The sequence below is a fragment of the Microbacterium sp. genome (assembly GCF_047972865.1).
Taxonomy (GTDB): domain Bacteria; phylum Actinomycetota; class Actinomycetes; order Actinomycetales; family Microbacteriaceae; genus Microbacterium.
This window is the reverse complement of sequence record NZ_JBKEAY010000103.1, coordinates 1-2,267: the sequence shown is the minus strand read 5'-3', so window position 1 is coordinate 2,267 and position 2,267 is coordinate 1. Positions and strand designations below refer to the sequence as shown.

Genomic DNA, 2,267 nt, shown 5'->3' with positions numbered 1-2,267 from the left:
GTACAGGACGATTCGCGCGGATTCATCCTGTCTTCGTGATTTCTCCTGCCGTGACGCGCCTGCGGGGCGGAGTCGGCTCCTACCCGCTGAACAAGAGGGTGCGGCGTCGAGCACTGTCTTACCGCCGTCTACCGTATCCTCGGCGGCCGGTCACTCCCCCAGGATGCGACGGATCTTCTCGAGCCGGGCCGCGACGTCGCGTTCGAGGCCGCGACCGGTGGGTTCGTAGTACCGCTTGCCGCGAAGTTCGTCCGGCAAGTACTGCTGGGTCGCGACGCCGACTTCGAGGTCGTGCGGGTAGATGTACCCCTTGCCGTGCCCGAGCCGCTTCGCGCCGGCGTAGTGCGCGTCGCGCAGATGGATCGGCACGCGCCCGAACCCGCCGGCGCGCACGTCCGCGATCGCGGCGTTGATCGCCATGTAGGCGGCGTTCGACTTCGCGGTCGTTGCGAGATAGGCGGTGGCCTCAGCGAGCGGAATCCGCCCCTCGGGCATGCCGATGAAGGCGACGGCGTCTGCGGCGGCGACGGCGATCGTGAGCGCCTGCGGGTCGGCGAGTCCAATGTCTTCGGAGGCCGAGATCACGAGTCGGCGCGCGATGAACCGGGGATCCTCCCCCGCCTCGATCATGCGCGCCAGATAGTGCAGCGCTGCGTCGACGTCCGACCCGCGGATCGACTTGATGAACGCGCTGATGACGTCGTAGTGCTCGTCACCCTGTCGGTCGTACCGCAGCAGCGCGCGATCGGCGGCCTGGGAGACGTGCTCGGCGGTGACCGTCGCGTCGTCGGTTCCCTCGGCCATCGCCGCCGCCGCTTCCAGCGCCGTCAGCGCGCGCCGGGCGTCGCCGGAGGCCAACTGCACCAGCGCGGCACGCGCCGCTGGTGCAAGGGACACAGCGCCTGCCAGGCCGCGTGCATCCGTCACGGCACGATCGACGAGCGCGCCGAGGTCGTCGTCGTTGAGCGGCTGCAGCGTCAGCAGCAGCGACCGCGACAGCAGCGGCGCGATCACCGAGAACGACGGATTCTCCGTCGTGGCGGCGATGAGGATGACCCAACCGTTCTCGACCCCCGGCAACAGCGCATCTTGCTGCGCTTTGGTGAACCGGTGGATCTCGTCGAGGAACAGGATGGTCGACGCGCCGTAGAGATCGCGCTGGGTCATCGCCTCCTGCATGACCTCGCGCACATCCTTCACACCCGCGCTGATCGCCGACAACTCGACGAAACGACGCCGCGAAGTGCGCGCAATCGCCTGCGCCAACGTGGTCTTTCCCGTCCCCGGGGGACCCCAGAGGATGACCGAGACCGCGGTCTTGGCGCCTCCGGCGGGATCGGCCAGCGCGACCAGCGGCGAACCCGCGCCGAGCAGATGTGCCTGGCCTGCGACCTCGTCGAGCGCGGTCGGGCGCATCCGCACGGCCAACGGAGTCTGCCCGTGAAAGAGTGCGCCGCCGGATGTCACCGCACCAGGCTAGCCGGGCTCGACGACACCGGTGTGTGAGCGGGTGCCCGCCCGGTAGGCTGAGCCGAGCCCGGAACCGCCCGGGCGGGAGGAGGATCCGTGGCCAAGGCCGTCGGGAAGAAGGATGCGCGTGCGGCGCGCGAGCGCAACCGCGTCTATCACGCGCGACAAGAGTTCCACCGCGGAGTCATCGCACGGCGTCGCCGCGACAACGTGGTGGCCGGTGTTGCCGGTGGCGTCCTGCTCGTGGCGATCATCGGCGGGCAGACGCTCTATTTCACCGCCGGCCCCGGTGCCCCGACCCCCAGCCCGACACCGACCGCCACCGAGACGCCGGTGCTGCAAGTGCCCAGCGCCACGCCGGTGCCGGAGGAGACCGCGACCCCGGAGCCGTCCTCGACACCCTGACGCGCACCCGTACTAGGCTGTGACCCGACCAACTGCCATGCGGCACGAGCCGCGACGAGGTAACCCGTGACTTCCGCACAAGCATCCGATTCTCCGACGCCCGACTCCGAAGGCGTCGACCCGCGGTCGGCGTCCGAGCCGGACGCGACCCCCGCCGATTCGACAGGCGCCGCGGTTTCCGCTCCCGCTGAGGCGGGTGCCGAGCCCGACGCGCCGGCGGACCCACCGCAGTCCGACACCGTCGCGACGGATGCCGAGGAGCCGACGCCCGTCGGCGCAGACGCCGAGCCCGTCGCGCCGTCCGTGCCCGCAACCGTCGACGCAGCGGATGCGGATGCAGCGGATGCCGCTACGGCGGCGGGCCCCGACACCGAGACCACCGAGGGCGCGAC

Annotated in this window: 2 protein-coding genes and 1 pseudogene; 2 read left to right on the top strand and 1 reads right to left on the bottom strand. The window is 70.7% G+C overall.

Features of this window, described 5'->3' with window-relative positions:
• Window positions 1-150 precede the first annotated feature (150 nt).
• Window positions 151-1,416, bottom strand: a complete 1,266-nt coding sequence (locus ACK5KK_RS06380; protein WP_416889254.1) for a replication-associated recombination protein A — start codon at window positions 1,414-1,416, stop codon at window positions 151-153.
• A 150-nt stretch (window positions 1,417-1,566) separates the two neighbouring features.
• Between ACK5KK_RS06380 and ACK5KK_RS06375 the strand changes: the two genes are divergently transcribed.
• Both ACK5KK_RS06375 and ACK5KK_RS06370 read left to right on the top strand, forming a co-directional pair.
• Window positions 1,567-1,875 carry a dioxygenase gene (locus tag ACK5KK_RS06375; protein ID WP_416889253.1) on the top strand — a complete coding sequence of 103 codons (309 nt, stop codon included), beginning with the start codon at window positions 1,567-1,569 and terminating at the stop codon, window positions 1,873-1,875.
• Window positions 1,876-1,941: 66 nt separating this feature from the next.
• Window positions 1,942-2,267: pseudogene (locus tag ACK5KK_RS06370) on the top strand (dihydrolipoamide succinyltransferase); the annotation flags it as partial.